General features: G+C 76.3%; 28 protein-coding genes and 1 riboswitch. Of the genes, 16 read left to right on the top strand and 12 right to left on the bottom strand.

What is annotated here, in order from left to right; all coding sequences use genetic code 11:
* Positions 1-8 precede the first annotated feature (8 nt).
* From BLT39_RS00220 to BLT39_RS00210, 3 genes are all read right to left on the bottom strand, one after another.
* Positions 9-1,619, bottom strand: coding sequence for an HNH endonuclease signature motif containing protein (locus BLT39_RS00220; RefSeq protein WP_131801367.1), 1,611 nt, complete (start codon positions 1,617-1,619; stop codon positions 9-11).
* A gap of 114 nt (positions 1,620-1,733) precedes the next feature.
* The gene (locus tag BLT39_RS00215) at positions 1,734-2,801 is read right to left on the bottom strand and encodes an NAD-dependent epimerase/dehydratase family protein (RefSeq protein WP_091056767.1); all 1,068 of its coding nucleotides are present in this window, start codon (positions 2,799-2,801) and stop codon (positions 1,734-1,736) included.
* 11 nt (positions 2,802-2,812) lie between these two features.
* Positions 2,813-3,439 (bottom strand): TetR/AcrR family transcriptional regulator C-terminal domain-containing protein, encoded by a 627-nt coding sequence (locus BLT39_RS00210; protein WP_131801366.1) that lies wholly within the window; start codon positions 3,437-3,439, stop codon positions 2,813-2,815.
* A 98-nt stretch (positions 3,440-3,537) separates the two neighbouring features.
* Between BLT39_RS00210 and BLT39_RS00205 the strand changes: the two genes are divergently transcribed.
* The 6 genes from BLT39_RS00205 (at position 3,538) to BLT39_RS00180 (ending at position 9,582) form a co-directional block, all read left to right on the top strand.
* Complete coding sequence (locus BLT39_RS00205; protein ID WP_207507475.1) at positions 3,538-4,497, top strand: ATP-binding cassette domain-containing protein; 960 nt, start codon at positions 3,538-3,540, stop codon at positions 4,495-4,497.
* A complete protein-coding gene (locus BLT39_RS00200) occupies positions 4,494-5,351 on the top strand; it encodes an ABC transporter permease (RefSeq protein WP_091056757.1) in 858 nt (285 codons plus the stop codon). Before BLT39_RS00205 ends, BLT39_RS00200 begins: the two co-directional genes overlap by 4 nt.
* Before the next feature lie 31 nt (positions 5,352-5,382).
* Positions 5,383-5,940 carry a DNA-3-methyladenine glycosylase I gene (locus tag BLT39_RS00195; RefSeq protein WP_207507473.1) on the top strand — a complete coding sequence of 186 codons (558 nt, stop codon included), beginning with the start codon at positions 5,383-5,385 and terminating at the stop codon, positions 5,938-5,940.
* Positions 5,941-6,063: 123 nt separating this feature from the next.
* The gene (locus tag BLT39_RS00190) at positions 6,064-6,231 is read left to right on the top strand and encodes a DUF3117 domain-containing protein (RefSeq protein ID WP_082522773.1); all 168 of its coding nucleotides are present in this window, start codon (positions 6,064-6,066) and stop codon (positions 6,229-6,231) included.
* Between the two features lie 116 nt (positions 6,232-6,347).
* Positions 6,348-8,078 carry an Rv0909 family putative TA system antitoxin gene (locus tag BLT39_RS00185; RefSeq protein WP_091056751.1) on the top strand — a complete coding sequence of 577 codons (1,731 nt, stop codon included), beginning with the start codon at positions 6,348-6,350 and terminating at the stop codon, positions 8,076-8,078.
* A 55-nt stretch (positions 8,079-8,133) separates the two neighbouring features.
* Positions 8,134-9,582 carry a hypothetical protein gene (locus BLT39_RS00180; RefSeq protein WP_091056748.1) on the top strand — a complete coding sequence of 483 codons (1,449 nt, stop codon included), beginning with the start codon at positions 8,134-8,136 and terminating at the stop codon, positions 9,580-9,582.
* On the opposite strand, the gene BLT39_RS00175 is transcribed toward BLT39_RS00180, so the two are convergent.
* Positions 9,583-11,034, bottom strand: coding sequence for a phytoene desaturase family protein (locus BLT39_RS00175; RefSeq protein ID WP_091059037.1), 1,452 nt, complete (start codon positions 11,032-11,034; stop codon positions 9,583-9,585).
* 33 nt (positions 11,035-11,067) lie between these two features.
* Between BLT39_RS00175 and BLT39_RS00170 the strand changes: the two genes are divergently transcribed.
* Positions 11,068-11,808 carry an alpha/beta fold hydrolase gene (locus BLT39_RS00170; RefSeq protein WP_091056745.1) on the top strand — a complete coding sequence of 247 codons (741 nt, stop codon included), beginning with the start codon at positions 11,068-11,070 and terminating at the stop codon, positions 11,806-11,808.
* Positions 11,805-12,779 carry an App1 family protein gene (locus BLT39_RS00165; RefSeq protein WP_242658047.1) on the top strand — a complete coding sequence of 325 codons (975 nt, stop codon included), beginning with the start codon at positions 11,805-11,807 and terminating at the stop codon, positions 12,777-12,779. Before BLT39_RS00170 ends, BLT39_RS00165 begins: the two co-directional genes overlap by 4 nt.
* On the opposite strand, the gene BLT39_RS00160 is transcribed toward BLT39_RS00165, so the two are convergent.
* From BLT39_RS00160 to BLT39_RS00135, 6 genes are all read right to left on the bottom strand, one after another.
* Entirely contained in the window at positions 12,748-13,719 is a 972-nt protein-coding gene (locus BLT39_RS00160; RefSeq protein ID WP_242658046.1) for an MsnO8 family LLM class oxidoreductase, read from the bottom strand. The genes BLT39_RS00165 and BLT39_RS00160 overlap by 32 nt on opposite strands.
* A gap of 28 nt (positions 13,720-13,747) precedes the next feature.
* Positions 13,748-14,521: an ABC transporter ATP-binding protein gene (locus BLT39_RS00155; RefSeq protein ID WP_242658045.1), complete on the bottom strand. Its 774-nt coding sequence runs from the start codon at positions 14,519-14,521 to the stop codon at positions 13,748-13,750.
* Positions 14,518-15,531, bottom strand: a complete 1,014-nt coding sequence (locus tag BLT39_RS00150; protein ID WP_091056738.1) for a FecCD family ABC transporter permease — start codon at positions 15,529-15,531, stop codon at positions 14,518-14,520. Before BLT39_RS00150 ends, BLT39_RS00155 begins: the two co-directional genes overlap by 4 nt.
* Before the next feature lies 1 nt (position 15,532).
* Positions 15,533-16,459 (bottom strand): ABC transporter substrate-binding protein, encoded by a 927-nt coding sequence (locus tag BLT39_RS00145; RefSeq protein ID WP_091056734.1) that lies wholly within the window; start codon positions 16,457-16,459, stop codon positions 15,533-15,535.
* A gap of 96 nt (positions 16,460-16,555) precedes the next feature.
* Positions 16,556-16,613: riboswitch (cobalamin riboswitch) on the bottom strand.
* A gap of 44 nt (positions 16,614-16,657) precedes the next feature.
* On the bottom strand, positions 16,658-17,830 hold the full coding sequence (glgA, locus tag BLT39_RS00140; RefSeq protein WP_091056730.1) for a glycogen synthase: 1,173 nt from the start codon (positions 17,828-17,830) through the stop codon (positions 16,658-16,660).
* Between the two features lie 26 nt (positions 17,831-17,856).
* Positions 17,857-18,417, bottom strand: a complete 561-nt coding sequence (locus BLT39_RS00135; protein WP_091056726.1) for a hypothetical protein — start codon at positions 18,415-18,417, stop codon at positions 17,857-17,859.
* A 113-nt stretch (positions 18,418-18,530) separates the two neighbouring features.
* Between BLT39_RS00135 and glgC the strand changes: the two genes are divergently transcribed.
* From glgC to BLT39_RS00120, 3 genes are read left to right on the top strand one after another with little or no spacing between them, the layout of a single operon-like run.
* On the top strand, positions 18,531-19,754 hold the full coding sequence (glgC, locus tag BLT39_RS00130; protein ID WP_091056723.1) for a glucose-1-phosphate adenylyltransferase: 1,224 nt from the start codon (positions 18,531-18,533) through the stop codon (positions 19,752-19,754).
* Positions 19,751-20,251: a 2'-5' RNA ligase family protein gene (locus tag BLT39_RS00125; protein WP_091056720.1), complete on the top strand. Its 501-nt coding sequence runs from the start codon at positions 19,751-19,753 to the stop codon at positions 20,249-20,251. Before glgC ends, BLT39_RS00125 begins: the two co-directional genes overlap by 4 nt.
* A gap of 24 nt (positions 20,252-20,275) precedes the next feature.
* Positions 20,276-20,713, top strand: coding sequence for a hypothetical protein (locus BLT39_RS00120; protein ID WP_091056717.1), 438 nt, complete (start codon positions 20,276-20,278; stop codon positions 20,711-20,713).
* Here the strand turns inward: BLT39_RS00120 and BLT39_RS00115 are convergent.
* On the bottom strand, positions 20,710-21,384 hold the full coding sequence (locus BLT39_RS00115) for an O-methyltransferase (RefSeq protein WP_091056714.1): 675 nt from the start codon (positions 21,382-21,384) through the stop codon (positions 20,710-20,712). The two genes, BLT39_RS00120 and BLT39_RS00115, sit on opposite strands and share 4 nt — an antisense overlap.
* 207 nt (positions 21,385-21,591) lie before the next feature.
* Between BLT39_RS00115 and sigE the strand changes: the two genes are divergently transcribed.
* From sigE to BLT39_RS00090, 5 genes are all read left to right on the top strand, one after another.
* Positions 21,592-22,158, top strand: a complete 567-nt coding sequence (gene sigE, locus BLT39_RS00110; RefSeq protein WP_207507472.1) for an RNA polymerase sigma factor SigE — start codon at positions 21,592-21,594, stop codon at positions 22,156-22,158.
* Complete coding sequence (locus BLT39_RS00105; RefSeq protein WP_091056710.1) at positions 22,155-22,724, top strand: anti-sigma factor family protein; 570 nt, start codon at positions 22,155-22,157, stop codon at positions 22,722-22,724. The genes sigE and BLT39_RS00105 overlap by 4 nt, the downstream gene beginning before the upstream one ends.
* Before the next feature lie 92 nt (positions 22,725-22,816).
* Positions 22,817-24,274, top strand: a complete 1,458-nt coding sequence (locus BLT39_RS00100; RefSeq protein WP_242658044.1) for a S1C family serine protease — start codon at positions 22,817-22,819, stop codon at positions 24,272-24,274.
* A gap of 57 nt (positions 24,275-24,331) precedes the next feature.
* Positions 24,332-24,679, top strand: coding sequence for a twin-arginine translocase TatA/TatE family subunit (locus BLT39_RS00095; RefSeq protein ID WP_091056701.1), 348 nt, complete (start codon positions 24,332-24,334; stop codon positions 24,677-24,679).
* Between the two features lie 36 nt (positions 24,680-24,715).
* On the top strand, positions 24,716-25,183 hold the full coding sequence (locus tag BLT39_RS00090) for an Rv0361 family membrane protein (RefSeq protein ID WP_091056698.1): 468 nt from the start codon (positions 24,716-24,718) through the stop codon (positions 25,181-25,183).
* Positions 25,184-25,186: 3 nt separating this feature from the next.
* On the opposite strand, the gene BLT39_RS00085 is transcribed toward BLT39_RS00090, so the two are convergent.
* Positions 25,187-26,338, bottom strand: a complete 1,152-nt coding sequence (locus tag BLT39_RS00085) for an Mrp/NBP35 family ATP-binding protein (RefSeq protein WP_091056694.1) — start codon at positions 26,336-26,338, stop codon at positions 25,187-25,189.
* Positions 26,339-26,406: the final 68 nt, after the last annotated feature.

Raw genomic sequence — 26,406 nt, 5'->3', positions numbered from 1 at the left:
CCCGGGCGTCAGGCCGCTTCGGGGACCGGTTGGGTGCCCTGCAGGCGACGGCGGAGCGCTGCCCGGTTGTCCAGCAGGACCCCGAGGGCGTACCTGATCGCCAGCCGTTCGCCGTTCGCCCGCCAGGACGACGGCAGGCCCTCGGTGGGCGGGGGAGCCGGCACGGCGCCGTCCGGGTCCGGGGTCGCCCAGACCGGTTCGCCGTCGTCCGTCCGGGCGGTCACCCGGCCATCGGCCGAGCGCACGAGGACCAGGCCGAGGTCGTGCACGAGGCCGTGGCACCGGTCGCACAGCAGCACGAGGTTGTCGACGTCGGTGCGTCCGCCGGCCAGCCAGGACACCAGGTGGTGGGCGTGCAGGCGTTCGGGTCTGGTCTCGGCGCACCCGGGACGCGCGCAGCCGCCATCGCGCAGCAGCAGCGCACGTCGCTGCGCGGTGGTGGCGAAGCGCCGGGCGCGGCCGACGGCGAGCACCTGCGCGCCCTGGACCAGGACGGTCGTGACCGCGGCGTCGCAGGCCAGCCGGCGGGCACCGGCCGGGGTCAGGGCCGCGACCGAGCCGATCGACGCCTGACCGGCGGCGGCGTCCTCGGCCAGCACCTCGGCGTCGACCCGGATGAGCACCTCCCGCTTGGCCGGGTCGCCGGGCCGGGTGTCGACGGCGCCGACACCGGCCCGCACCACGTCGAGGAGGGCCGTCGTCCGCGCGACGGTGACCCGCGCGCGGCGGGCGGCGGCAGCCTCGCCCTGGCCGGCGGCGCGTTGCCCGGACAGGTCTTCCCCGGCGGACCACTCCGCCCAGCCGGTCGTCGCCCCACGGTCACCGTCGTCGCCGGGCCGCTGGTCTCGCCGGGCGACCCGGTCGCGGCGGGTGAGCACCTCGGCGCGGTGCTCGACCGCGGCGACCAGCTCGGCCGCGTCCTCCGCGGACAGCCGGAGCCGCAGGCTGACGCTGCCGTCGCCCTCGTCCCGCCAGTCGAACCGCTGCTCCCACTGCGGTACCTGCCGGTCCGGGTCGGCGCCGTCGGACCAACCCGCCAGCCAGACCGCCGCAGCGGCCTGCCGACCGGCGACGGCGGCCTGGTCCTCGGTGGCGCCGCCCTCCAGCGCGTCGGCCCGGGCCTCCTGCTCCGCGACCTCGCTCCTGGTGCGGGTGCTCTCCGTCTGCTGCCGGTCGGACCGCCGCCAGCCGGCCACCACGCGCTCGAGCTGCGCCGCCGTGCTGTGCTCGGCCACGCGCAGCAGCACCGGCTCGGTATCGGCATCGGCGACCCGGGCGATGGCCCGGGCCTTGGCGAAGGAGATCAGCCCCCGCTGCAGCTGGTCACGGACCTGCGGCAGGCCGGGGAGCGCCCGGGCCAGGCGCACGTGGTCCCGGGCCGTACCGGGGCCGATGCCGCACTGCCAGGACAGCCACTGCGCGCACGAGGCCACCCCGGGCAACGCCCAGCCCCGCCGACGGTCGAACTCCTCCACCAGGACGAGCCAGGCAGCCGTGGCGGCGGAGATCGAGACGGCGCCGGCACGCAGACGCGCCGCCAGCGCCTCGACCGGCTCACCCTCGGCCGACGGAGCCGGGGCGGGGTCGTCCTGGACGGGGTGTGCGTTCGGGCTCGGCACAGGGACCACCTCGGGCAGATCGTCGTTCGAACGTGTGTACGAACGATGGCACGGGGGTCCGACAGAACGAGGTCCTGGCGTTTCCGCGGAAACGCCAGGACGCTCCGAGGAGGGCTACGGCTCCTGCGGGGCGGCGCGCAGTTCGGCGGTGGCGAACTCCCGCATGCCGTCCTCGAAGGAGACCGCGGCGGCGTAGCCGAGCTCCTCCTGCGCGCGGGCGGGGCTGGCCACCACGTGCCGGACGTCGCCGATGCGGTACTGCCCGGTGACCTCGGGTGCGGGTCCGCCGAAGGCGTCGGCCAGTGCGCGGGCCATGTCGCCGACGGTGTGCGGGGTGCCGCTGGCGACGTTGTAGGTCCGCAGCGTCGACTCCTCCGGCGGGTTCGCGGCGGCCTTCAGGTTGGCCTGGGCGACATCGGTGACGTGCACGAAGTCGCGCATCTGGCCGCCGTCCTCGTAGACCTGCGGCGCCTTCCCGCCCTCCAGCGAGGACCGGAAGATCGAGGCCACGCCGGCGTAGAAGGTGTCGCGCGGCATCCGCGGGCCGTAGACGTTGTGGTAGCGCAGGCCCACCGCGGTGCCGCCGGTCGAGCGCGCCCACGCCGAGGACAGGTGCTCCTGCGCCAGCTTCGTGGCCGCGTAGGTGTTGCGCGGGTCCGGCGGCGTCTCCTCGCCCACGCGACCCCAGGCCAGCTCGCGCCCGCACACCGGGCAGGGCGGGTCGAAGCGGCCCTCGTCCAGGTCGCTGCGGCGCCGGGGCGCCGCCGGGACGACGCCGTGCTCGACGCACTCGTACCGGCCCTCGCCGTAGACCACCATCGAGCTGGCGAACACCAGCCGACCGATGCCCGCACGGGCCATGCCGGCCAGCAGCACCGCCGTCCCCAGGTCGTTGATGCCGGCGTAGGCGGGCATGTCCTGCACGTCGATGCCCAGGCCGACCATCGCCGCCTGGTGGTTCACCGCGTCGACCCCGTCGAGCACCCGGTCGACGGTCTCGGGGTCGCGGACGTCGCCGACCACCAGCTCGGCGCCGTCCAGCCCGGGCGGGCCGTCGGGGTACACCGGGTGGACGGCGGGCAGCAGCGCGTCGAGCACCCGCACCTCGTGCCCGGCCTCGAGGTGGGCGGCGACGACGTGGGAGCCGATGAACCCGGCTCCGCCGGTGACGAGGATGCGCACGACGGCGAACGCTAGACGGGCGCCACCCCGGTCGCAGCGCGGGCGGCCAGCCGGGCGCGCAGGCCCTCGAGCATCAGCGACAGGCCGTCCTCGAACCGCTCGTCGTCGCCGCCCATGTCGGCCGCGGCCGCCTCGAGGTGCGGGTGCGCGCGGGGGTCGGCGGGGGTGTCGGGAACCGGGCGGTCCAGGGCGGCCTGGGTCTCGAGCACGTCGCCCAGGAGGAAGGAGCCCAGTGCGGTCAGCACCCGCACCGACTCCCCGGGGGTCAGGCCGGCCCCGGTGAGCGCGGCGACGGTCGCGTCGATCGCCGGCATCGCGTCCTCGGTCGGGCGGTTGCCGGCGACCACCAGGGCGCTGTCGCGGTGGGCGAGCATCGCGGCGCGGCGCACCCGCAGGCCGTCGGCGAGCCAGTCGACGACCGGTTCGCCCGGTGCCGGTGCGCGGCGGGCGGGCAGCTGTGCCAGGACGTGCTCGGCGACCAGGTCGAGCAGGTGCCGCTTGTCGGTGACGTGCCAGTAGAGCGCCGGCGCGCTGATCCCCAGCCGGGTGGCCAGCCCGCGCAGGGTCAGCCCGGCCAGCCCGCGCTCGTCGATCACCTCGACGGCGGCGCGCACGACGTCGTCCCTGGTCAGCGGCACGGTTGACACCCTAACGCTGTTAGGGCCATGCTCGCACCATGCCTCTAACAGCGTTAGGGACCCGCTCGGGTGAGGTCGCCGTTGACCGCGAGCCCGCCGTGCAGGTCCGCGGTCTGGTCAAGACCTTCCCGGGCGCGGGGAAGCGCCCGGACGTCGAGGCGGTGCGCGGCATCGACCTCGACGTCCCGGCCGGTGAGCTGTTCGGGTTCCTCGGCCCGAACGGCGCCGGCAAGTCCACCACCATCAAGATCCTCTGCACCCTGGTCCGGCCCACCGGCGGCTCGGCGCAGGTGGCCGGGTTCGACGTCGTCGCCCAGAAGGACGACGTCCGCCGGCACATCGGGCTGGTCTTCCAGGAGACGACGCTGGACGGGCACCTCACCGCCGAGCAGAACCTCCGCTTCCACGCCGAGATCTACGGCATGGCGCCCGCCGACGTGGCCCCGCGCACCGACGCCGTGCTGGAGATGGTCGGGCTGGCCGACTGGCGCTCCGCGGTGGTGAACACCTTCTCCGGCGGGATGAAGCGCCGGCTGGAGATCGCCCGCGGCCTCATGCACTCGCCCCGCGTGCTCTTCCTCGACGAGCCGACGATCGGGCTGGACCCCGAGTCCCGCGCCGGCCTGTGGGACTACGTCGACCGGCTGCGCGCCGAGGAGGACATCACCGTCTTCCTCACCACCCACTACATGGACGAGGCCGAGCGCTGCGACCGGATCGCGATCGTCGACGGCGGTCGCATCGGCGCGCTGGGCTCCCCGGCCGCGCTCAAGGCCAGCGTCGGCCACGACCGGGTGCGGGTCGTCACCGCCGACGACGACGCCGCCGAGGCACTCGTGCGGGAACGGCTCGGCGTGGAGACCACCCGGGAACGGGGCGCGCTGGTCGTGCTGACCCCCGACGGCGAGCAGTTCGTGCCGCGGCTGTTCGAGCTCGGCCTGACGGTGCGCTCGGTGAGCGTCACCCGCCCCAGCCTGGACGACGTCTTCCTCGCCTACACCGGCGCCCGCCTGGCCGACCGGCAGGCCGCGGCGCGTCCGACGGGGGGCCGGCGATGAGCGCCACCACCCTCGCGCCGGTCCGCGTCGCCGCCCGCGGTCCGCGGCACGAGCTGCGCGCGGTCAAGGTCGTCTGGCTGCGCGAGCTGATTCGCTTCCGCACCGACCGCGGCCGGATCATCTCCTCCTTCGCCCAGCCGCTGCTGTTCCTCTTCGTGCTCGGCAAGGGCCTGGGCGCCAGCATCGGGGCGGGCACCTTCGGCGGCATCGACTACTCGACGTTCCTGTTCCCCGGGGTGCTGGCCACGTCGGTCATGTTCACCGCGGTCTTCTCCGCCATCTCGATCGTGTGGGACCGCGAACTGGGCTTCCTGCGCGAGATGCTGGTCGCCCCGGTCAGCCGGACGTCGATCGTGCTCGGCAAGGCCCTCGGCGGGGCGACGGTGGCCACCCTGCAGGCGCTGGTGCTGCTCGCCCTGGCCGGGACCGTCGGCGTGCCCTACGACCCGCTCGTGCTGGTGGCCGTCGTCCTCCTGCTGTTCGTCGTGGCCTTCGCCATCACGTCGCTGGGCCTGCTGGTCGCCGTCCGGGCGCAGCAGATCCAGACCGTCATGCCGCGGGTGCAGCTGCTGCTGGCGCCGCTGATGTTCCTGTCGGGTGCCTTCTTCCCGGTGACCGGCGCGCTGCCGGCCTGGCTGCACGGCCTCGCCCTGGTCAACCCGGTCACCTACGGGGTGGACGCCGTCCGGCGCGTGGTGCTGCACGCGGTGGACGGCGGCCCGGCCGCAGCCGCCGAGGTCGCGCTGCGGTGGGGGAGCTGGCCGGTCCCGGTGTGGCTGGACGTCGTCGTGGTCGCCGGCGTCGGGGGGCTGCTGCTGGCCGTCTCGGCCTGGCTGTTCAGCCGCCCCGAGTGACCTGTCGGAGGGTGCCGCTAGCTTCCCGCCCGTGGAACCGGAACGCTGCGGCTGGGCGACCAGCACCCCCGACTACGTCGCCTACCACGACGAGGAGTGGGGCGTGCCGCTGCACGGGGACGACGCCCTGTTCGAGCGGGTGTGCCTGGAGGCGTTCCAGAGCGGGCTGTCCTGGATCACCATCCTGCGCAAGCGTCCTGCCTTCCGGGCCGCGTTCGCCGGGTTCGGCATCGACGCCGTCGCCGACTTCACCGACGCCGACGTCGAGCGGCTGCTGGCCGACCCCGGCATCGTCCGCAACCGGGCCAAGATCGAGGCCGCCCGGCGCAACGCCCGCGCCGCGCAGCAGGTCGAGGGCGGGCTGTCGCAGCTGCTGTGGTCCTTCGCGCCGCCACCGCGACCGAACCCGGCCACCCTGGCCGACGTCCCGGCGGTCACCGCGGAGTCCACGGCGCTGGCCAAGGAGCTCAAGCGGCGGGGGTTCGCCTTCGTCGGGCCGACCACCGCGTACGCGTTGATGCAGGCCACCGGCATGGTCGACGACCACGTGGCCAGCTGCTTCCGCGCCGGGGCCGCCGCCGGGGGGTGAGGGGCTCGTGTTGGTCCTCCACCCGGCATGCGGGAGAATGGGGCCAGCTCTGGTTCAGCAATGACGGACAGCCACACCGAGCGCCCACCGCGGGCGTGCGGGTGGCCGGTGAAGGAGGCACGCATGGCGGCCATGAAGCCGCGTACGGGTGAAGGTCCCCTCGAGGTCACCAAGGAGGGCCGCGGCCTGGTCATGCGCGTGCCGTTGGAAGGCGGTGGCCGGCTCGTCGTCGAGCTGTCCGCCGACGAGGCGGCTGCGCTCTCCGAGGCGCTCCAGGGCGCGATCAGCTGACCAGCTCCGCGGCTCGGCCCCCGGCCGACCCCGCAGCAGGACGGACGGCCCCGGCCGCCGGCGCACAGCCGGCGACCGGGGCCGCTGCTCATCCCGGGGTCAAGCTCGCGACCTCGTTGCCCCGCCTGGGCGAGGACGACGTCCTCGCGGTGCCCGTCGGCGCCCGGGGCGCGCTGCCCGGCTGGCTGGCCGCGGCCGACCTCGACCCCGACTGGGTGGCCGGCGCACTGGCCGACACCGGCAACGGCGGGCGGCCCGGGGGCATCACCAACCTGCCGGTCCCCGGGCGGACGCCCCGTTCGCTGGTCGCGGTCGGCGTCGGCGACGCCACCCCCGCCCACCTGCGGTCCTACGTCGCCGTCGCGGTGCGGCGCGCGCAGACCCTCGCCGAGCACGGCGCCACCCGGCTGGTCCTGCCGCTGCCCGCGGGGGCCAACGCCGAGGCCGTCCGCGTCGCCGCCGAGACGGTGCTGCTGGCCGGGTACCGCTTCCGGGTCTCCTCCGCCCCGCACCCACCCCGGCTGGCCCGCGTCGTCCTCGTCGTCCCCGGCGCCGGGCCGGCCGCCGTGGACGCCCTGCACCGCGGGCTGGTCACCGCCGCCGCCGTCGTCTGGGCCCGCGACCTGGTCAACACCCCGCCCGACACCGCCGACCCGGTCTGGGTCGCCGATCAGGCCCGCGCGCGCTTCGCCGTGCACGACCGCGTGGGCACGACCGTGCTCGGGCCCCGTCAGCTGCGGGCCGCCGGGTTCGGCGGGCTGCTGGCCGTCGGCGGGGGCTCCGACCGCCCGCCCCGGCTGGTGCTGGCCACCTACGTGCCGACGACGTCCCTGCGCCCGCACGTGGTGCTCGTCGGCAAGGGCATCACCTTCGACACCGGCGGCATCTCCATCAAGACCACCGCCGGCATGCGGCACATGCACACCGACATGGCCGGGGGTGCGGTCGTCCTCGCCGTGCTCGACGCGGTGGCCCGTCTCGGGCTGCCCGTCCGGGTCACCGCGCTCGTGCCGCTGGCCGAGAACGCCGTGTCGGGTGCGGCCTACCGGCCCGGGGACGTGCTCACCCACGTCGGCGGGCGCACCACCGAGGTGCGCAGCACCGACGCCGAGGGCCGGCTCGTGCTCGCCGACGCCCTCGCGCACGCCCGGCTGGAGCTGGCCGCCGACGTGCTGGTCGACGTCGCCACCCTCACCGGCGCCGCCCGCACCGCGCTCGGCGCCCGCACCGGGGCGCTGTTCACCACCGACGACGTGCTCGCCGCCGACCTGCTCGCGGCCGGTGCGGCGGCGGGGGAGCCGTGGTGGCGGATGCCGCTGGCCGAGGAGCACGTCGGGCACCTGCGTGCCCAGCTCGACAGCCCCGTCGCCGACGCCAACAACAGCCCCGGCGCACCCGGCGCCACCACTGCGGCGCTGTTCCTGCAGCCGTTCGCCGGCGGGTTGCGGTGGGCGCACCTGGACGTCGCCGGCCCCGCCCGGGCCACCGGGGACGCCGCCGAGCTGGTCAAGGGCGGGACCGGGTTCGCCGTCCGGACCCTGCTGCGCTGGCTGCAGTCCGGGGTGTCGGAACCGGCACGGCCGGGCACGGACAGCCCCGGAGCCGCGCCACCAGGCGTGACCGGAGCGGCCGCCGCCGGCGGTCGGCGAGGAGGCGACACCATGGCAGGACTGGGCGACAAGGCCAAGGACTTCCTGGACAGCGACAAGGGCGAGCAGGCCAGCGACAGCGCGCTGGACAAGGGCGCGCAGTTCGCCGAGGGCCGGGCGGGCGGGCACGCCGACCAGGTCGACAAGGGCCGCGACGCCCTCGACGACCGCATCGGCTCCGGCGGCGACGAGCGCTGACCGGCTCCCCGCGGGCCGGGTCACCCCGGCCCGCGGGGTACGGCATGCTCGCCCGGTGAGCGAGCAGCAGCACGGCGTCGTCTTCCCGACCGGCCCGGACGGGCGGCGCAGCACGTCGGGCACCGGCCGCCGCGTGGTCGCCGACGCCCTGCGCCCGGTCGACCCCACCGGCGCCGCGGCCGCCGAGCGCGAGACGAACTGGCGGGCCGGCTACCTGCCGCACGTCCGCCGCACCACAGAGGCGGCCCTGGGGTCCCGCGACGCCGCGCTGGCGATCGCCGCCGCAGGGCTCGAGTCGGTGCACCGGCAGCTGCGCGTCGCCGTCGACGGCGACGAGGTGGAGCTGGCCACCCTGCGCAGCGCCGTGGCCCCCACGGCGCTGCGGACCGAGACCGTCACCGGGACCGCCGAGCCCGAGCACGAGCTGTCCCTGCCCCTGCACGGCCGCCGGCTGCGGGGCGCGGAGCTCGCCGACCAGCTCGACGCGTGGGTCGCCCGTGGCGTCGTCGAGCCCAGCTGCGCGGCCGCCGTCCGCACCGTCGCCGAGCACCCCGAGTGGCTGGCCCTGCCCGGCCGCACCGTCGCCGTGCTCGGGGCCGGGGCGGAGATGGGGCCGCTGACCGCGCTGCTGCGCTGGGGTGCCCGGGTGGCCGCGGTCGACCTGCCCCGGCCGCCGCTGTGGGACCGGGTCCTGGACACCGCCCACCGCGGCGCGGGCACGCTGCTGCTGCCCACCCGCGACGGTGCGCGCGGCGCGGACCTGATCGGCGAGGTCCCCGCGGTCGCCGACTGGCTGGGCGGGCTGGACGGCGTCCCGGTGCTCGGCAACTACGTCTACGCCGACGGCGCGACCAACGTGCGGGTGTCCGCCGCGGTCGACGCGCTGACGCTGCGGTTGGCCGGGCAGCGCCCCGACCTGGCGCTGGCCTTCCTCGCCACGCCCACCGACGTGTTCGTCGTCCCCGAGGAGGCCGTCGCTGCCTCGCAGGCCGCCTACGCCTCGCGCGGGCGGACGGCGAAGCTGCTCGGCCGCCCGCTGCGCACCGTCTCGGCCGGCCGGCTGCTGCAGCGGGCGCACCCCCGCGACGCCCACGGGCCGGGCATCGCCGACAGCCTGGTGCCGCAGCAGGGCCCGAACTACGCGCTGGCCAAGCGGCTGCAGCGGTGGCGGGCGACCACCGCGCGGGCGGCCGGCGCGACGGTGTCCATGAACGTCGCGCCGCCCACCCGCACCCGCTCGGTGGTCAAGAACCGGGCGCTGGCCGCCGCCTACGCGGGGGCGCACCGATTCGGGGTGGAGGTCTTCGAGCCGGCGACGTCCAACGTGCTGATGGCCGCGCTGCTGGTGCACGACCTGCACACCGGCGGCGGGCCCGCGCACGAGGAGCCGTGGCAGGACGAGGCGCACGCGGCGGCGCACGGCGGGCTGTGGCGCACCGCGTACTCCCCGCGCAGCGCGCTGGGCCTGGCCGCCGTCCTCGGGCTGGGTGCCGCCCGCGGCTGATCAGGCTGGGCCGACGAGGCCGGCGACGATCTCGGCGGAGAGGGTGACCAGCGGCAGCCCGCCGCCGGGGTGGGAGGACCCGCCCACCAGGTACAGCCCGCGCACCGGCGAGGCGTTGGCCGGACGGAGGAAGGCCGCGGTGGCGCCGTTGGACGACGTCCCGTAGATCGACCCGCCGACGCTGCCGGTGGCGCGCTCCAGGTCGGCCGGCGTCCGGACCTCCCGCCAGCGCACCCGGTCGCGCACGTCCAGGCCGCGCCGCGCCAGCACCGCCAGCACGTCGTCGGCGTAGGCGTCGGCCAGGCCGGGGGCGTCCCAGTCGACGGGGCCGTGCCGGGGTGCGTTGACCAGCACGAACCAGGACTCGCTGTCGGCGTCGGGCCGGGTGGCGGGGTCGTCGGGGGCGCTGACGTAGACGGTGGGGTCGGGCAGCGGGCGCGGGTCGGTGAACATGCCGTCGAACTCGGCGTCGTAGTCGTCGGGGAAGAGCACCGTGTGGTGCGCCAGGTCCGGCGTCCGGCCCGACAGCGCCAGGAGCAGCACGAACCCCGACGAGGACGGCGTCGCCGCCGCCAGGGAGGTCCGGGCGCGGCGGACGGGGGCCTCGCGCGGCAGCAGGGAGCCGTACAGCGCCGCCGCGTCGGCGTTGCAGACCACGACGTCGGCGGGCACGACGCCGCCCTCGGCCAGCCGGACCCCCGTCGTCCGGCCGCCCTCGACGAGCACCTCCGCGACGGGGGAGGACGTCCGGACGTCGGCGCCGCGCTCGCGGGCGCGGTCGGCGACGGCCAGCGGCAGCCGGTGCAGCCCGCCGCGGACGTACCAGGAGCCGTAGGCCTGCTCCACCCACGGCACCGTGGCCAGCGCGGCCGGCGCCTGCCGCGGGTCGGACCCGGAGTAGGTGGCGTAGCGGTCCAGCAGCGTGCGCAGGTGCGGGTCGGTGAGGTACTGCGCGCCCAGCTTCCGCAGCGACGCCCACGGCGCGACGGTGCGGACGTCGGCCGACGAGCGGGCCAGCCGGGCCAGCGTCCGGGCGCCCCGCAGCGGCGAGCGCAGGAAGGGCTGCTCGGTCACCCGCCAGATCTCCGCGGCCCGGTCCAGGAACGCCGACCACTCCGGGCCGAGCGTCTCCCGCACGCCCTCGAGCGTGCCCGGCACGGTCAGCCGGGTGCCGTCGGCGAACCGGTAGGCCACCGCGGGGTCCAGCCGCTCCAGGTCCAGGACGTCGTCCAGCGGCCCGCCGGTGGCGTCGAACAGGTCCCGGAGGACCTGCGGCAGCGTGACCAGGGACGGGCCGGTGTCGAAGGCGTGCCCGTCGCGGGACACCCAGCCGAGCTTGCCGCCCACCTCGGGGCCCTGCTCCAGCACGGTCACCCGGTGCCCGCCCGCGGCCAGCCGTGCCGCGGTCGCCAGCCCGCCCAGCCCGGCACCGATCACCACCACGCGAGCCATGCCGCCCACGGTAGGTGGACGTACGGTGCGCAGGTGCCGGACGACGTGTGGACCCCCGTCCGGCTGAGCACCGGGCGCACCGTGCGGGTGCACCACCGCGAGTCCGGCACCGGCGGCCGGCCGCTGGTGCTGGTGCACGGGCTGGGGATGTCCGGCCGGTCGATGGTCCCGGCGCTGGGCCTGCTCGGCGCGGGCGGGCGGACGCTGGCGCCCGACCTCCCGGGCTACGGCCGCACCCGCGGCGGCGGTCGGGTGCTCGGCGTCCCCGGGCTGGCCGACGCGCTGTGCCGCTGGATGGAGGCGGTCGGCCTGGGCGAGGTCGACCTGGTCGGGCACTCGCTGGGCGCGCAGGTCGCGGCGGCCGCGGTCCGGCGCCGGGGCGGGGTGGCGCACCTGGTGCTGGTCGGGCCGACCCGCGACCCCAGCGCCCCGAGCTGGCCGGGCCAGGCCTGGCGGCTGGTGCAGGACGCGCCCCGGGAGAAGCCGGGCCTGCTGCTGGTCGCCGTCCGCGACTACCTGCGCGCCGGCCCGCTGACCATGCTGGCGGTGCTGCGGCACGCGCTGCGCCGACCCGAGGAGCAGGCGATGAGCGCCGTCGACGTCCCGGCCCTGGTGCTGCGGGGGGACCGCGACCCGGTCGCCCGGCAGCGGTGGTGCGAGGACCTGGCCGGGGTGCTGCCGCAGGGCCGGCTGCAGGTCGTGCCCGGCCCGCACGGGCTGGTGTTCTCCGCGCCCGAGGCGTTCGCCGACGCGGTCGCGGGGTTCTGCCGGTGAGCCTCGTGGGCGTGCTGCACCGGGCCGAGACCGGCCTGCGGGACCTGGTGTCGCGGGTGGCCCGGGCGTTCGGCTGGACGCCGGTCGCCATCCCGTACCCCGGCTACGGCAGCGGCGGGCGGGTGCGGGTGCTGGGCCGCGTGCTGCTCGCCCCGGCCGGCACGCACCCGGAGTCCCGGCTGCGGATCCCCGGCTGGCAGCGGTTCCTGACCCTGGAGGCGCCCGGCACCGCGGTGGACGTCGACGTGGCCGGCACCCGCCGCCGTCTGACCAGCGACGACGACGGGCTGCTGGACGCCGTCGTGGAGGTGGACCGCCCGCTCGACGGCCGGCCCGAGGTCGACGTCGCGATGGCCACCGGTGACCGCTCGGCGACCGCACCGGCGTACCTGGCCTCCACCGACGCGCACCGCGGCGTGGTCTGCGACATCGACGACACGGTGCTGATCACCGAGATCGCGCACCCGCTGCGCGCGGCCTACCGGACCTTCGTGCAGCGCAGCCGCAACCGGCGGGCGGTGCCCGGCATGGCCGACCTGCTGCGCGAGGTCACCGCCGGCGCCGAGCACGTGCCGGTGCTCTACCTGTCCAACGGGCCGTGGAACCTGATCGGGCCGCTGGCCCGGTTCCTCGAGCGCAACGGTTTCCCGCCGGGGGCGCTGCTGCTCACCGACTGGGGCCTGCAGCGCGACCGGTGGTTCCGCGACGGGCAGGCGCACAAGCGCAGCTCGCTGCTGCGGCTGGCGGAGGACCTGCCCGGGGTCGACTGGACGCTGGTCGGCGACACCGGCGAGCACGACCCGGCGCTGTACGAGGAGTTCGCCCGCGCCCACCCCGACCGGGTCGCCGAGATCCTGCTCCGCGACCCCGCCGCGACCGAGCCGGTGGTCGAGCGGGTCGGCGACGTCCCCGTGGTGCGGGCCGCCGACGGCACCGGGCTCAGCCGCGGGCGGGCACGGCTGCGGGGCTGACCAGCTCGGCCAGCGCCGCGTCGGAGTCCGCCAGCGCACCCCGGTCCAGGGTGGACGACGACGCCACCAGCTCGGCCGCGCCGGTGCGCTCGACCAGCTCCGCCAGCTGCTCGGTCACCCGGGCGGGCGTGCCGGCCACCGCGCCGGCCACCGTCTGGTCGGCGTAGCGCTGCTGCACGGCGGTCATCGGCCGGGGCGGCTGCAGCGCCGGGAACGTGCCGGTGGTGCGGGCCTGCGCCATCGCCCACGCCTCGGGCAGGAGCAGGTCGCGGGCGGCGGCGTCGGTGTCGGCGACCAGCACGTCCAGGCTGATGCCGACCCAGGGCCGGTCCTGCTGGGCGGAGGGACGGAAGGCCTGCCGGTAGCGGTCCAGCGGCTGCTCGGGGTCGCGCAGCAGCGGCCCGCCGACAACGACGGGCAACCCGAGCTCCGCGGCGACGTCCAGCCCGTGCCCGGTGGCCAGCACGAACAGCGGGACGGCGGCGGCCGGCCGCGGATGGGCGGTGATCTCGGCGGTGCCCTCGAGGTGGGCGCGCAGCTCGGCGAGGTCGGCGGCGAAGTCCCCCGCGCCCTGGCGCAGCGCGCGGCGGACCGGCGCAGTGAAGCCGGGGGAGCGGCCGACCCCGAGGTCGATGCGCCCGGGCGCCACGGCGGCCAGGGTGGCGAACTGCTCGGCGACCACCAGCGGCTGGTGGTGCGGCAGCATCACGCCGGCCGAGCCCAGCCGGATGCGGGAGGTCTGCCCGGTGAGGACGGCGAGCAGCACCGCGGGTGCCGAGCCGGCCACCCCGGGGACGCCGTGGTGCTCGGCGACCCAGAACCGGTCGTAGCCCAGCGCCTCGGCCCGCCGCGCCCGCTCGACGGTGTGCGCGACGGCGTCCGCGTCGGTCTCCCCGACCCGGGTGCGCGTCCGGTCCAGCAGCGAGAGCCCGATGTCCACGACCGGCCCAACACCGGCCGGCGACCGGTCAGTCCCGGACGGGGAGGACGGCGGGGCCGTCGGGGCCGGGGACGACGGTGGCGCGGGCGCCGTAGTGGGTGCGCAGCGCGTCCGGGGTGAGCACCTGGGCGGGGGTGCCGTCGGCGACCACCCGGCCGGCGGCGAGCAGCACCAGCCGGTCGGCGTACTGCCCGGCCAGGGACAGGTCGTGCAGCGTGCTGAGCACGGTGAGCCCGTCGGTGCGGCGCAGCCGGTCGACCAGGTCCAGCACCTGCTGGGCGTGGCCGAGGTCGAGCGCCGCGGTGGGCTCGTCGAGCAGCAGCACCTGCGGCTGCTGGGCCAACGCCCGGGCCAGCACCGCCCGCTGCTGCTCGCCGCCGGACAGCGTCGTCAGCACCCGGTCGGCCAGCGCACCGAGCTCGAGTCGGGCCATCGTCTCCTCGACCACCGCGCGGTCGGCGGCCCGCGGGGCGGCCAGCAGCGGCCGGTGCGGGGTGCGGCCCAGCGCCACGTAGTCGCGGGTGGTCACGCCCTCGGGCAGCACCGGGAGCTGGGGGGCGTAGGCGATCCGGCGGGCCCGCTCGCGGCGGGGCGCGGTGTCCAGGGCGTCGTCGTCCCACCGGACCGCGCCGGTGTGCGCCACGACGCCGAGCACCGCCCGCAGCAGCGTCGACTTGCCGGCCCCGTTCGGCCCGATGACCGCCGTCCACGACCCCGGCGCGGCCGCGAGCCCGACGTTGGTGAGCACCTGGGCCCGGCCGAGCCGCACCCCGAGACCGGTGACCTCCAGCCCCGCGCTCACCGGCGCCGGCTCCACAGCAGCGCCGCGAAGAACGGCGCGCCGACGAACGCGGTGACCACGCCCAGCGGCAGCTCGGCCGGTGCCAGCACGGTGCGGGCGAGCAGGTCAGCGAGCACCAGGAACGCGCCACCGGCCAGCAGCGACATCGGCAGCAGCACCGCGTGCGCGCCGCCGACGAGCTTGCGGGCCACGTGCGGCACGACCAGCCCGACGAACCCGATCAGCCCGCTGACCGCGACCGCCGACGCGGTCGCCAGCGACGCCGCGACCACCACCAGCAGCCGCAGCCGGCCGGGGTGCACGCCGAGGGAACGAGCCTCGTCGTCCCCGACCGCGAGCACGTCCAGCGCGCGCCCGCTCACCAGCAGGACGGCGACCGCGGCGCCCAGGTAGGGCAGCACCAGCAGCACCTCCGACCAGGACGCCCGGCCGAGCTGGCCCAGCAGCCAGCCGTACACCTGCTGCAGGTCCTCGGCGTTGCGCTGCTGCACCAGCGTCTGACCCGCGGCGAGGAACGACGCCACCGCGACCCCGGCCAGCAGCAGCGTGGCGCTGGAGGACCCGCCGGCCGCCGTGCCCAGGGCGAAGGAGGCGCCCACCCCGACCAGCGCGCCGACGAACGCCGCGACCGGTACGGCGCCCGAGCCGGGTGCGTAGGCGATGACCAGCGTCGCGCCGAGCCCCGCGCCGGCGGCGGCGCCGAGCAGGTACGGGTCGGCCAGCGGGTTGCGGAACACGCCCTGGTAGGCCGCGCCCGCGATCGCCAGCGCACCGCCGACCAGCACGGCGAGCACCACCCGCGGCAGCCGCAGCTGCAGCAGCGCTGCGGCCTGCACCGGCCCCAGGCCGCCGTTCACGGAACCTCCGAGGGGGCGCACCGCCCGGTCGGCGAGGGTGGCCAGCACCGGTCCCGGTGCCAGCGGCAGCGCCCCGACGCCGACCCCGACCAGGACGGCGGCGACCAGCACGCCGCCGGCGCCGACCAGGTGCGCCGTCGGGCGGGCGCGCACCTCAGCCCTGCAGGGTCTGCGACACCTGCTCGGCGAGGTCGGCGATGCGCGGGCCCCACCGGGAGGCGACGTCGTCGTCGGCGGCGAGGACCCGGCCGCTCTGCACGGCGGGCAGCGTGTCGAAGGCCGGTCGCGCGGCGAGGGCGGCGGCGTCCTGGGCGCAGCAGACGGTGTCGGCCAGCACGACGACGTCGGGCGCGGCGTCGACGACGTACTCCGCCGACAGCTGGGGGTAGCCGGTGTCCTGACCGGCGGCGTCGGCGATGTTGGTCAGGCCGAACAGGGAGTAGATGCCGCCCACGAAGGTGGCGCTGGTCGCGCTGTACCCGCTGGGGTCGAGCTCGTGGTAGACCGACAGGCCCTCGCCGGCGCCGCCCGCCGCGGCCACCGCGGCGTCGATGCGGTCCTTCGTCGACTGCACGAGGGCGTCGGCCTCCGCGCGGTGGCCGGTGGCGTCGCCCAGCGTCGTCATCTGGGCGTAGGCGTCGTCCAGGGACTCCGCGGCGCCCAGCTGCAGCACCGGGATGCCGAGGGTGTCCAGGTTCGCGGCCAGACCGTCGATGTCGTCGCTGATCACCACGAGGTCGGGCTCGTAGCCGGCGATCGCCTCGGCGTTCGGGGTGAAGGCCGACAGGTCGGTGACCGGCGCCTGCTCCGGGTAGGTCGAGGTGCTGTCGACCGCGACCACCTGGTCCCCGGCGTCGAGGGCGAACAGCGTCTCGGTGGCCGACGCCGACATCGACACGATCCGCTCGGGTGCGGCGTCGAGGGTCAGCTCGCCGGTGTCGCCGCGGACGGTGACCGGGAACGCGGCGTCCGCGGCCGAGGAGGACGGGGCCGCGGACGGTGCGGGGTCACCGCCGCCGGAGCAGCCGGCGAGGGCGAGCACGGTCCCCAGGAGGACGGCGAGGATCGGGCGACGGGGCACGGGAGCTCCTGCGGCGGGCGGAGCGGTCGCCGACGGGGGAGCCCGACTGCGCGACCCGCTCCGCGGGGGTCGGTGGCAGGACGGGGCGGCAGGCGACCTGGCTCGGGGCCCGGGGCCCCTCACAGTTGCGGGACAGCGCCGGACTCGCACCGGCTTCGCTCCCGCTCCGTCACCGGCCTCGCGGCCGGCAGGCGAACGTTACCCGCGCGCGGCGAGCACCCGGTCGTAGACGGCCACGGTCTGCTCGGCGATCGCCGGCCAGCCGAACTCCGCGAGCACCCGGTCGCGGCCAGCCGCACCCATCCCGGCGGCCCGGTCGGGGTCGGCCAGCAGCTCGGACATCCGCGCGGCCAGCCCGGCGGCGAAGCCGGCCGGGTCCTGCTCGTCGTAGGGCACCAGCAGCCCGGTGCGGCCGTCGGCGACCACCTCGGGGATGCCGCCCACGGCCGAGGCAACCACGGCGGTGCCGCAGGCCGCGGCCTCCAGGTTCACGATGCCCAGCGGCTCGTACACCGAGGGGACGACGAACACCGTCGCGCCGGTGATCAGCGGGACCAGCTTCTCGCGCGGCAGCATCTCCTCGATCCACACGACCCCGGTGCGGCGGCGCTGCAGCTCCACCACGGCGTCGGCGACCTGCTGCCGCTCGGCGGGGGTGTCCGCGGCTCCGGCGCACAGCACGAGGCCGGCCTCGGGCGGCAGCTGCTCGGCGGCGGCCAGCAGGTGCACCAGGCCCTTCTGCCGGGTGATCCGGCCGACGAACAGCGCGTAGGGCCGGGCCGGGTCGACGCCGAGCCCGCGGACCACGTCGTCGTCGTGCACCGGGCGGTAGGCCTCGGCGTCCACCCCGTTGCCGACCACGAGGACCTTGTCCGGGTCGAGCTCGGGGTAGGCGTCCAGCACGTCGGTGCGCATGCCGTGGCTGACCGCGATCACCGCGTCGGCGGCCAGGTAAGCGGTGCGCTCGACCCAGCTGGACAGCCGGTAGCCCCCGCCCAGCTGGTCGGCCTTCCACGGCCGGCGCGGCTCGAGGGAGTGCGCGGTGACCACGTGCGGGATGCCGTGCACCAGCGAGGCGAGCTGGCCGGCGTGGTTGGCGTACCAGGTGTGGGAGTGCACGACGTCGGCCGAGCCGAGCGCCGCGGCGATCTCGACGTCCACCCCGACGGCCTGCAGCGCGCCGTTGGCGTCGGCCAGCCCGGCCGGGACGGCGTGCGCGGTGGCGTCGGTGCGCGGCCCTCCGAAGCAGTGCACGTCGATGTCGGGCCCCCGCTCCAGCCCGCGCATCGCGGCGACCAGGTGCTCGACGTGGACGCCGGCACCCCCGTAGACGTCCGGCGGCCACTCCCGGGTGACGACTCCCACGCGCATGGCGCAGAACCTAGTGGGTGGGCGGGTCAGTCCTGCGGGTCGTCGCAGTCGAAGTCGCCGCGGACGCTGGGCGCCGGGGCGCCGAGGGCCTCGAGCGCGGCGTGCACCCGGTGGCCGGCGCAGCAGTCGGGGAAGGGTGCCTCGTCCAGGGTGCTGAGCGGGTCGGGCGCGGGGTGCTCGACCGCGAGGTCGGGGCCGCCGTCCCAGTGGTCGCAGTGCTCGCCGGGGTAGCCGACGATGTCGGCCCGGTCGCGGTGCAGGCCCACGACGAGGCCCTCGGGGCAGGGGGTGAGCGTCCAGCGGCCGATGCACTCCAGCAGGTCGCCGTACAGCTCGGTCCAGGCGGCCAGGTCGGCACCCACCGGGGTCAGCGACGTCGTCCGGCCGTGCACGACGACGTCGACCCCGGCCAGGCCGAGGGCGTCCATGCTGCGCTGCAGCCGGAACACCACCAGGCTGTCGTGCACCCCCACCTCGCGGCCGACGGCGGTGCGCAGGTCGGCCAGGCAGCGCTCCAGCGCGACGTCGGCCGCCCGCCGGGCGGTCTCGATCGCCACGCTGCGGGGGACGGCGCGGGTGAGCTTCACCGACCCATTCTGACCGATGCCGGCACCCCCGGTGGTGGACCGGTGGCCCCGAAGGGTCACGTGCCGCGGAGGTCCGGTGCACACCGGGGCACGCGAGCCGTTAGGTTCACCACATGCGTGGCAGCCCGCGGGTCCTCGGCATCGTCCTTGCTGGTGGCGAGGGCAAGCGCCTGTCCCCGTTGACCCAGGACCGGGCGAAGCCCGCGGTGCCCTTCGGCGGCAACTACCGGCTCGTCGACTTCGTGCTGAGCAACCTGGTCAACGCCGAGATCCGGCAGATCGCGGTGCTCACCCAGTACAAGAGCCACTCGCTGGACCGGCACATCACCACCACGTGGCGGATGAGCAGCCTGCTGGGCAACTTCATCACCCCGGTGCCCGCGCAGCAGCGCCTCGGCCCGCGGTGGTTCACCGGCAGCGCCGACGCGATCTTCCAGTCGCTGAACCTCATCCACGACGCCCGCCCGGAGATCGTCGTCGTCTTCGGCGCCGACCACGTCTACCGGATGGACCCGGCGCAGATGATCGACCAGCACCTGCAGACCGGTGCCGGGGTGACCGTCGCCGGGCTCCGGGTGCCGCGCAGCGACGCCGACCAGTTCGGCGTCATCGACGCCACCGCCGAGGGCAAGGTGAAGAGCTTCCTGGAGAAGCCCGCCGACCCGCCGGGCCTGCCGGACTCGCCCGAGGAGAGCTTCGCCTCGATGGGCAACTACGTGTTCACCACCGAGGCGCTGCTGGAGGCCCTGCGCGCCGACGCCGAGGACGACTCGTCGGTGCACGACATGGGCGGCTCGATCATGCCGATGCTCGCCGACAAGGGCGAGGCCTGGGTCTACGACTTCTCCACCAACAAGGTGCCCGGCGCGACCGAGCGCGACCACGGCTACTGGCGCGACGTCGGGACCATGGACAGCTACTTCGACGCGCACATGGACCTGCGCTCGGTGTCGCCGATCTTCAACCTCTACAACGACCGGTGGCCCATCTACACCCTGCCCCCGCAGCTGCCGCCGGCGAAGTTCGTGCTGGGCGGCCGGGCCGAGGACTCCATGGTCAGCGCCGGGGTCATCGTCGCCGGGGGCACCGTGCGCGGCTCGGTGGTCAGCCCGGGGGTGCGGGTCGACGGCGCCAGCTACGTCGAGGACAGCGTGCTCATGGACGGGGTGCACATCGGCGAGGGCGCCGTCGTCCGCCGGGCGATCCTGGACAAGAACGTCGTCGTCCCCCCGTTCGCGCGGATCGGGGTCGACCACGACGCCGACCGGGCCCGCTACCACGTGAGCCCCGGTGGGGTGACCGTCCTGGGCAAGGGCGCCCGCGCCATCGTCGATTGACCGCCCCGCTCGTCGTCACGCTGCTGCTGGAGGAGCGGGCCCGGGCCCGCTTCGACCAGCTGCGGTCGCGGCACTTCCCGGCCGACCGGCTGGTCGTCGGCGCGCACGTGACCCTGTTCCACGCGGTGCCCGGCGAGCACGAGGACGCCGTCCGGGCCGACCTGGCGGCCGCCGCCGACCGGCCCGGCATCGAGGTGGAGGTCGCCGGGGTCCGGCTGCTGGGCCGCGGGGTCGCCTACGACCTGCGCTCGGACGACGTCACCGACCTGCGGACGGCGCTGGCCCGCCGGTGGGCGCCGTGGCTGACCCGGCAGGACGCGCAGTGGCGCCACCCGCACGTGACCGTGCAGAACAAGGTCGCCCCGGCCGCGGCGCAGGCCCTGCACGACGACCTGGCCGCGGACTTCGAGCCCTACCCGGTGGCCGCGGAGGGCCTGGGCCTGTGGCGGTACGAGAACGGCCCCTGGGCAGCGGTGGCGCGGTACCCCTTCAGCTGACCGCCGCCGTGCCACCATGCCGCCGTGACCGTGGTCGACCTGCGCCAACCCACCCTCTCGCTGGTGCTGCTGGCCGCCTCCTACGTGGTCGCGGTCGGCATGGTGGTGTCCGTGCTGTCCTTCGGCGAGGACAGCGGGTTCTTCCCCTACGTCTTCGTCGCGGCGGTCGTGGGGATCACCACGGCGAACACCGCGCGGGCGCTCAGCCGGGCCCGCACCGACGACCAGGGGCGGCTGGTGGTCCGCAACTGGTTCCGCACGACGGTCCTGCAGCGCTCCGACGTCGACCGGGTGATGACCGACCGCGCCGGCGGCCCCGGCTCGCTGCGCCGCATCCAGCTGCTGCTCCCGGACGGGTCCGGGCTGCCGCTGGTGGCCACCGAGGCGATCCCGTTCCCCGGCAGCAGGCAGCGGCTGGAGGAGCAGGCCGAGCAGCTGCGGGCCTGGGCGGCGGGGCGCTAGCCGCGCTTGGTGGCGACGAGCAGGCCGGCGCCGACCGGGATCACCGCGCGGACGAGGTCCTCGTCGTCCTTCACCGCGCGGACCAGCTCGCGCCAGGCGACGGTCTGCGGGTCGCGCTGGGAGCGGTCGGCGACCGAGGACGCGCTGATGCCGTGCAGCACCAGCGACCCACCGGTGCGGACCAGGCCGAGGAGCGCGGGCAGCTGCTTGCTGTACTCGGCCGGCGGGCCGGCGCAGCAGACCAGGTCGTAGGCGCCGGTGGACAGCCGGGGGAGCACCTCGCCCAGCGTCCCGAAGATCAGCCGGGTGCGACCGCTGGGCAGCCCGGCGTCGGTGAAGGTGCGGCGGGCCGCGCGCAGCTCGGTGGGGTCGGCGTCCAGCGCGGTCAGCACGCCGTCGGGCCGCATGCCCTGCAGCAGCCACAGCCCGGCGACCCCGCCCCCGCCGCCGATGGTCACCACCGAGCGGGCGCCGACCCCGGCGGCCAGCACGGCCAGCGTGGCGCCGACCGCGGGCTCGACCGGGGCGACCGTGCCCAGGGCCCCGACCGCGGCGGTGGCCCGGTGCCGGGCGGCGACCAGGGCGGGCGTCTCGGCGGCGAAGGTGTCGGCGTAGGCCGCCGCGTCGGTGGTCGGGCCGCCCGTGGGCGGCGGTCCGGCGGCGGTGGTCACCGGGCGAGGGTAGTGCGCCCGGGCTGGTGGGGGCGCAGCGAGCCGGGCTGTGCACCACCTGTGACCCGGCCGGACGCGGGAACACGGGGGGCTGCCCCGACCGTTGGTCCGGGTGTGCGCCTGAAGCGTCCCCCGTCCGAGTCGACCGCCCCCCGAACGTCCCCCCGCGAGGAGGCCCGGGCCGTCGCGGTCTGCGATCCTGGAGCAGTGACCGAGCCCGTGCCCGCCACCGACACCTGGGTCGCGCCGACCTGGGAGCAGGTCGTCCGCGACCACTCGGCGCGCGTCTACCGGCTGGCCTACCGGCTGTCGGGCAACGCCCACGACGCCGAGGACCTCACGCAGGAGACCTTCGTGCGGGTGTTCCGCTCGCTGGCCGACTTCTCGCCGGGCACGTTCGAGGGCTGGCTGCACCGCATCACCACGAACCTGTTCCTGGACATGGTCCGGCGCCGGCAGCGCATCCGCTTCGACGCGCTGCCCGAGGACACCGAGCGGCTGCCGGGCACCGCCCCCAGCCCCGAGCAGGTCTACACCGACACCCACCTGGACCCGCAGGTGCAGGCCGCGCTCGACGCGCTGTCCCCGGAGTTCCGCGTCGCCGTCGTCCTCTGCGACATCGAGGGGCTGACCTACGAGGAGATCGCTGCGACCCTCGGCATCAAGCTCGGCACGGTGCGCAGCCGCATCCACCGCGGTCGCGTCCAGCTGCGCGAGGCCCTCGCCCACATGGCACCGGGCCGGCGCCCCGTCCTCGAGCAGGGCATGCGGTGAACATCCCGGTGAGCCACCTGGCCCAGGAGGCCATCGCGGCCCTCGTCGACGGCGAGCTGTCCGGCACCGCCGCCGGCCGCGCGGCGCGGCACCTCTCCGGGTGCGTGCAGTGCCGGCTGGCCGTCGAGGCACAGCGCGAGGCCAAGGAGGCCCTGCACACCAGCCGCGACGTCGCCGTCCCCGGTGACCTGCTCAGCCGGCTGCAGGCGATCCCCTTCACCGCCGACGTCTCCGCGACCGGCGGCTTCGGCGGGTCGGGCACCCTGCTGGCCACCCCCGACTCCGTCGTCGGCGGCCGGTTCTCCGCCCGGCTGACCCCGCAGGAGGCCCCCGAGCGCCCCGGCCAGGCCCGCTGGTTGCGCCGCGGCGTCGCGGCCGGGCTGGCCGGCATCGGCATCGGCGTGGTCGCCCTCGCCGTCAACCTGCCCACCGGCGGCACCGCCGGCCAGGTCGCGCGCACCGACCCGGGCCCCGCCGTCAGCACCGTGGGCGAGCGCACCGAGATCGTCCCCCCGGTCGTCCGCACCGTCTCCGTCGGCACCGACCTGGACGGCGGCACGCCCTGACCGAGCGTCCGGCCGACCCCGACGACTCCGGCTACGACCGGCCCCCGGGGACCGAGGGCCCGTTCGAGCGCACCGGGAGCACCCCGGCGGCGGTGCACCGCACCCCGGCTCCGGCCCCGGAGCAGGCCGCGGCGTTCGGCCGCCCGGCCGACGTCGGGGGGTCCTTCGCCGGGGACCGGCCGGTCGCCCGGCCCCACCCGCCACTGGCCCCGCCGCCGGAGGCCGTGCTGCGCGCCTTCGCCCCCCGCGACGGCGAGCGCGGTCTCGGCCTGCCCCCGGGTGGGCGGCCCGGTGCCCGGCGCACGTCCGGCGGCCCGTTCTGGAAGGCCGACGCGGCCACCGACCCGTGGCGCGACCCGCTGGCGCCGTCGGGCCTGGGTCGTCCCGCGGAGTACGCGGAGGAGCCCGAGGAGCAGACCGGGCCGATCGTGGTCGACAGCAGGGGACGTCGCCGGCTCCGGCTGGCCGACGTCTCGGTGCCGGTCGCCGCGCTCGCCGTCCTGTCCCTGCTGTTCGTCGCGGCCCTCGGCGGGACGCTGAGCTGGTACCTGGGCCGCACGGCCAGCCAGGAGCCGCTGCTCACCCCGGGCACGCAGCTGTCCGAGGTGTCCCCGGGCATCACCCGCCAGCCCGGCTCGGTCGCCGACATCGCCGAGCAGGTCACCCCGGCCGTGGTCTCGATCGAGGTGCGGGTGGGCGACTCCGGTGCCACCGGCTCCGGGGTGGTGGTGGACGCCGACAACGGCTACGTCGTCACCAACAACCACGTGGTCTCCGGCGCCGACGGCGTCGAGGGCGCGGAGATCCGGGCGGTGTTCTCCGACGGCAGCGGCTCGCCCGCGCAGATCGTCGGCCGCGACCCGGCCAGCGACATCGCGGTCATCAAGGTCGACAAGCCCGGCCTGGTGGCCGCCTCGCTGGCCGAGGGCGGCGACGTCGTGGTCGGGGACCCCGTGGTGGCCATCGGGTCCCCGCTGGGCCTGGCCGGCACCGTGACCAGCGGCATCGTCAGCGCGCTGGACCGGCCGGTGCGGCTGTCGGGGGAGGGCAGCGACACCAACGCGGTGATCAGCGCCATCCAGACCGACGCACCGATCAACCCCGGCAACTCCGGCGGCGCCCTCGTCGACGTCACCGGGGCGGTCATCGGCATCAACACCGCCATCGCCTCCCTCGGCGGCAACGGCACCACCGGCGGGTCGATCGGGCTGGGCTTCGCCATCCCGATCGAGAAGGTCCGGGGCATCGCCGAGCAGCTGATCAGCACCGGGACGGCGGTGCACGCCTCCCTCGGCGTGCAGGCCCGCTCGGTCACCGACGGCACCCGGGACGGCGCGCTGGTGGTCAACGTCGAGCCCGGCAGCCCGGCGGAGGCCGCCGGCATCGAGGAGCAGGACGTGCTCATCGCCGTGGACGGCCAGCCGGTCGGCAGCTCCGAGGAGCTGCAGGTGGCGATCGACAGCAAGTCCCCGGGTGACACCGTGACCATCGAGCTGGTGCGGGGCGGCGGGTCCTCGCAGGAGGTCCAGGCGACGCTCACCCAGGCCTAGGCGGAGGCCCAGCCGGCCTGCCTAGAGTGGGTGGCGGCCGCGGCGAAGGAGGCAGGTGTGTTCGACTCGATCGGCTGGGGCGAGATCGTCGTCCTGGGCCTGGCCGCCCTGTTCATCTTCGGGCCGGAGCGGTTGCCCACCCTGGCCCGCGACGCGGCGCAGGGGCTGAAGAAGGCCCGCGAGGCCATCACCGGGGTGCGCGGCCAGCTGCACGACAGCCTGGGCGACGACTTCGACCAGCTGCGCGACCTCGACCTGCGCAAGTACCACCCGAAGACGTTCATCCGCGACCAGCTCATGGGCGACGACGAGCCCGCACCGGCCGCGGCGCGCCCCAGCAGGCCCGCGGTCACCGTGCCGCGCGACCGGTCCCGCCCCGCCCCCTTCGACGCCGACGCCACCTGACCCCCTCCGGCCGCCGGTCGGTGCCACACTGCGCCGGTGACCTGGCCCGGCAGCCCGCAGCCCTACCCGCCCGCGCCGCCGACCTGGGCACCGGTGCGCCGTCGCCGGTCCCGCTGGCTGACCGTCGGCCTGCCGGTCGGCCTGGCCGTCCTGCTGCTCCTCGGCGTGGGCGCGTTCGTCCTCGTCCGGGCGGTCTCGGGGGCCGTGGCCCCGGTGGGCGACGCGGCCTCCGGCTACGCCCAGGCGCTCGTCGACGGCCGCTGGGCGGACGCCCACGGGTCGCTCTGCGCGGCCGACCGCGCCGCCACCACCCCCGACGACCTGGCCCGGCGCTACGGCTCGCCGCAGGTCACCGGGTACCAGGTCGTCGGGGTGCAGGTGGAGTCCTACAACGGCGAGACCTCGGCCACCGTCCAGCTGGTGCTCAGCGCCCCCGGCGGGCTGGACGACCAGACCGTCCTGCCGATGGTGCAGGAGGACGGCGCCTGGCGGCCCTGCCCCTGAGGGTCAGCGGCGGACCGGGGTGAGGTTCAGCGACATCCCGGACAGCCCGCGCGAGCGCACGGCCAGGCCCTCGGCGATCTTCTCCAGCGACTGCGCCGCCGGGGCGTCGGGCTGGGCCAGCACGATCGGGGCACCGGCGTCGCCGGCCTCGCGCAGCCTCGTGTCCAGCGGGATCTGGCCCAGCAGCGGCACCCGCGCACCCAGGGTCTTGGTCAGCGCGTCGGAGACCGCCTGGCCGCCACCGGAGCCGAACAGCTCCATGCGCGAGCCGTCGGGCAGCTCAAGCCAGGACATGTTCTCCACGACGCCGACCACCTGCTGGTGGGTCTGCGTGGCGATCGCCCCGGCGCGCTCGGCCACCTCGGCGGCGGCCTGCTGCGGGGTGGTCACGACCAGGATCTCGGCGTTGGGCACCAGCTGGGCCACCGAGATAGCGACGTCGCCGGTGCCCGGGGGCAGGTCCATGAGCAGCACGTCCAGGTCGCCCCACCAGACGTCGGCGAGGAACTGCTGCAGCGCGCGGTGCAGCATCGGCCCGCGCCAGACGACCGGGGTGTTGCCCGGGGTGAACATGCCGATCGAGATGACCTTCACGCCGTAGCTCTGCGGCGGCATGATCATGTTGTCGACCTGGGTGGGCTTGTCGTCGACGCCCAGCATGCGCGGCACGGAGTGGCCGTAGATGTCGGCGTCCACCACGCCCACGCTCAATCCGCGCTTGGCCAGCGCCGCGGCCAGGTTGACCGTCACGCTGGACTTGCCCACGCCGCCCTTGCCCGAGGCCACCGCGTAGACGCGGGTCAACGAGCCGGGCTGGGCGAAGGGGATGACGGCGTCGGGGGCGTCGGTGCCGCGCACGGTCTTGCGCAGCTCGGCGCGCTGGGCGTCGTCCATCACGTCGAGGCCGACCTTGACGCCGGTGACGCCGGCGACGGCGCCGACGGCCTGGGTGACCCGGCTGGTGATCGTCTCGCGCATCGGGCAGCCGGCGACGGTGAGGTACACGTCGACCTCGACCAGGCCGTCGTCGCCGATGCGGACGTCCTTGATCATCCCCAGCTCGGGCAGCGGCCGGTTGATCTCCGGGTCCTGCACGGTGGCCAGGGCGGCGTTGACCGCGTCGGCGGCCGGGGTGCCGGTCAGCGTCTCGGACATGCGGTGGTGTGTCTCCTCGCATCGGTGGGGGCCCGCGTCGTCGTCGTCGCCCGCGCCCCGTGGGGCGG

Source organism: Klenkia brasiliensis (assembly GCF_900100695.1).
In the GTDB taxonomy this organism is placed as follows: domain Bacteria; phylum Actinomycetota; class Actinomycetes; order Mycobacteriales; family Geodermatophilaceae; genus Klenkia; species Klenkia brasiliensis.
The sequence above is the reverse complement of the archived record's forward strand: the minus strand, read 5'-3'. Positions and strand labels throughout refer to the sequence as shown.

Excerpts from the sequence above, each read along its gene's own strand:
- BLT39_RS00190 (WP_082522773.1), top strand. The coding sequence starts at position 6,064 with ATGGCGGCCATGAAGCCGCGTACGGGTGAAGGTCCCCTCGAGGTCACC.
- BLT39_RS00085 (WP_091056694.1), bottom strand. The coding sequence starts at position 26,338 with ATGTCCGAGACGCTGACCGGCACCCCGGCCGCCGACGCGGTCAACGCC.
- BLT39_RS00200 (WP_091056757.1), top strand. The coding sequence starts at position 4,494 with ATGAGCGCCACCACCCTCGCGCCGGTCCGCGTCGCCGCCCGCGGTCCG.
- BLT39_RS00175 (WP_091059037.1), bottom strand. The coding sequence starts at position 11,034 with ATGGCTCGCGTGGTGGTGATCGGTGCCGGGCTGGGCGGGCTGGCGACC.
- glgA (WP_091056730.1), bottom strand. The coding sequence starts at position 17,830 with ATGCGCGTGGGAGTCGTCACCCGGGAGTGGCCGCCGGACGTCTACGGG.
- glgC (WP_091056723.1), top strand. The coding sequence starts at position 18,531 with ATGCGTGGCAGCCCGCGGGTCCTCGGCATCGTCCTTGCTGGTGGCGAG.